Consider the following 2,645-nt stretch of genomic DNA (forward strand, 5'->3'; position numbering starts at 1 on the left):
GTTTATTCCTGTAGGTGCTATTGTAACTGATTTATTTGTTCCTAATCCACAACACCATGTAAAATTTAAATCAGGAGCGGTTGCTGTTAAAGTAACACTATCTCCTTTACAATAATAAATATCTGCTCCTGCATGAACCTTTTTATGTGTATATTTCCAAACCCCATTTCCAAAAGTGCCAAGAAAGATATCATCTTCAACAAATTGCATTTTTAATGTTATCATTCCCAAATAATATGGAGTAGTTGCTTCTTTATACCAATTGATTCCATCACGGCTAACATAAATACCAACAGTTGTGGATATATACCAATAACCTTTATTGAATTTTAGTTCAAAAGCACTCATATTTGATGGTAATCCAATAGTGTTTAACGGTACTACATGGTTAGCTGATATTGTAAAAAGAGAATCAAAATACGGGTTCTGATTATTATTTGTAAGAACAAAAAGAGGCATATTGTTATCATCAAAATCTATAATTGGTAGTTCTAATTCATTGTCCCTGGAATATTTTGTTTTTAATCTTCTGTCGATATTATGATTAAACACAATTGTTGTCCATGTTAAACCATTATTAGTTGATTTACAAACAACTTCTTTATCATCTTTTGTCGTAGCAAAAAGATATAAAATACTGCCATCTCCAAAAATACCATTCACTCTTTTCAGATTAAGTGTAGTTGTAAAGAAATTTTGTGAAATCAATGTCCATGAATCTCCTGCATTTGTTGTTTTATAAAAGAAACAAGCTGTATCCCAGTCGTGATTTCCATCATTATCGTTATCGACAAACTTCATAAATAAAGTATTACCACTTTCACCGGCATATTTCATCCGTTGATAATTCGGAATATTGGTAAGACGTGTCCAACTCTGACCGGAATTTGTAGATTTACAGAAATGTAGTGTATCGCTATCCATTGAAGGTTGTATGGTAGTATAAGCTATATTATTATGACTAAATAATGAATTGGCAAATAATAATCCCCAAAATGCTTGAGAAAGACCTGTGTTTGAATATGCCCATGTTTGCCCTTTGTCTGTTGATCTTAAAATTCCGTAAATATCTTTTTTTACTAATAAAGTATTATTAACTTCCGTAATAGATGTTGTGGATAAATTCTGATAGCCGTTTCCCTTTTTTGTCCATGATGCCCCGTGGTTAGAAGAATAAAAAATTTCACCAAGCTGAGTAGGTATAATATATTGACTATCTGAAATTTCACATAGGAATGCAGGTGGAATAATTGAAGTATCTGTAATTTGAGTCCATGTATTTCCATGATCAATTGAACGATAATAGGTAGCTGTAAATGCAGGTAGAATAAATGCAAAACCAAATACAAGATGATCGGTTGAATTTATCATATCAAAAGCTACATTTGAGGGAATAGAAGCTGTTCTGATGTTATTCCATGTTTGTGTTGAGGAGTCAAATTTGTAGGGTGAACTGTTATAAATGCTATAAAGCGTATTCCCATTTGGCTCTCCTGAAACATTATATGCCCTAAACTCATTTCTATCAATTCCGGTTGTAGGAATACCATGAATAGTATTACCATCCATTGTAAACATTAATGAATCAACATTATTAAAGTCAGATGCAAAATACATTTTAGAATTACTTAAGTTATGGATAAATTCAATACCCCATCCAGTTCCGATAAAGGCTCCTTTATTCCAATTTGTTGCATTATTTGAGTAATATATATAACTCGAATCATGACCGTATCCATAAATATCATGAATATTGATTATCATAAATGCTTTATTGTTAGCTGAACCTATGGAACAAATGTTAAAAGGTCTGCTTGGTAAACCCGTTACTGAAGTTCCCAAATATTGCCATGTAACTCCATTATCCGAGGATTTATAAACAGGGTTTTCTGTTCGGGAGTTATCCATAAGCACGTATAAATCATTATTAAAAACAATTAAATCTTTTATTTTGTTTGTAAATGTGTCAAGTCCGTGGGCTGAATATGTCCATGATGTACCAGTATCATTTGATTTATGAATTCCTCCAATACGTCCTTTAGAGAAAATAAGATTTCCTTTTTTAACCATCTGTCTTACTTCACTACAACTTTCAAGATTCTGATTTGTAAGTTGTGTTAATTGAGCTTGTGATGCAAATATAAAAATGAGATTTAAGACAAGAAGTGAGAATAATTTATTCATAACTAATAATTATTTATTTGAAATATCAAAACATAATAAATATAAATTTGCACGAAATATACATAAATTTTTGAGAAAAGATATAGCTGCTAAAGTATTTTTTCTAAATCAACAATTGATATTAAATTCGACCCAGCAATTGCAAAATTGTTTCAGAAGGGGTGAAATTGAAAAGGCTAAAGTTCAAGCTAATACCAAGAGTTAGCGAGCAATCTTCTGTGGTTTTAATAAATCTCGAATCTTGAGTATAATTGATTTTTTCTTAAAGAGTAGATAAAAATGGTATAAACAAAAACTTTGTTTACATTTGTTCATAATTAAATATTAATCCCTTTATAAAATTATGCAGTTTATGTTTTCACATAAAAAACAGAAATTAATGAATATGATAGTATTTACAAATGATTTGACAGCTATGAATATAATGAAAATAAACGGAACTTCTGTTTATACTAATGTTG

Annotated in this window: 1 protein-coding gene; it reads right to left on the reverse strand. The window is 30.2% G+C overall.

The genetic code is table 11. The features are described from left to right. A partial coding sequence (locus U9R42_09010; GenBank protein MEA3496158.1) for a hypothetical protein occupies nucleotides 1-2,184 on the reverse strand: 2,184 nt, incomplete at its 3' end. Between the last annotated feature and the right edge of the window lie 461 nt (nucleotides 2,185-2,645).

It is taken from the genome of Bacteroidota bacterium (assembly GCA_034723125.1).
GTDB lineage: Bacteria > Bacteroidota > Bacteroidia > CAILMK01 > JAAYUY01 > JAYEOP01.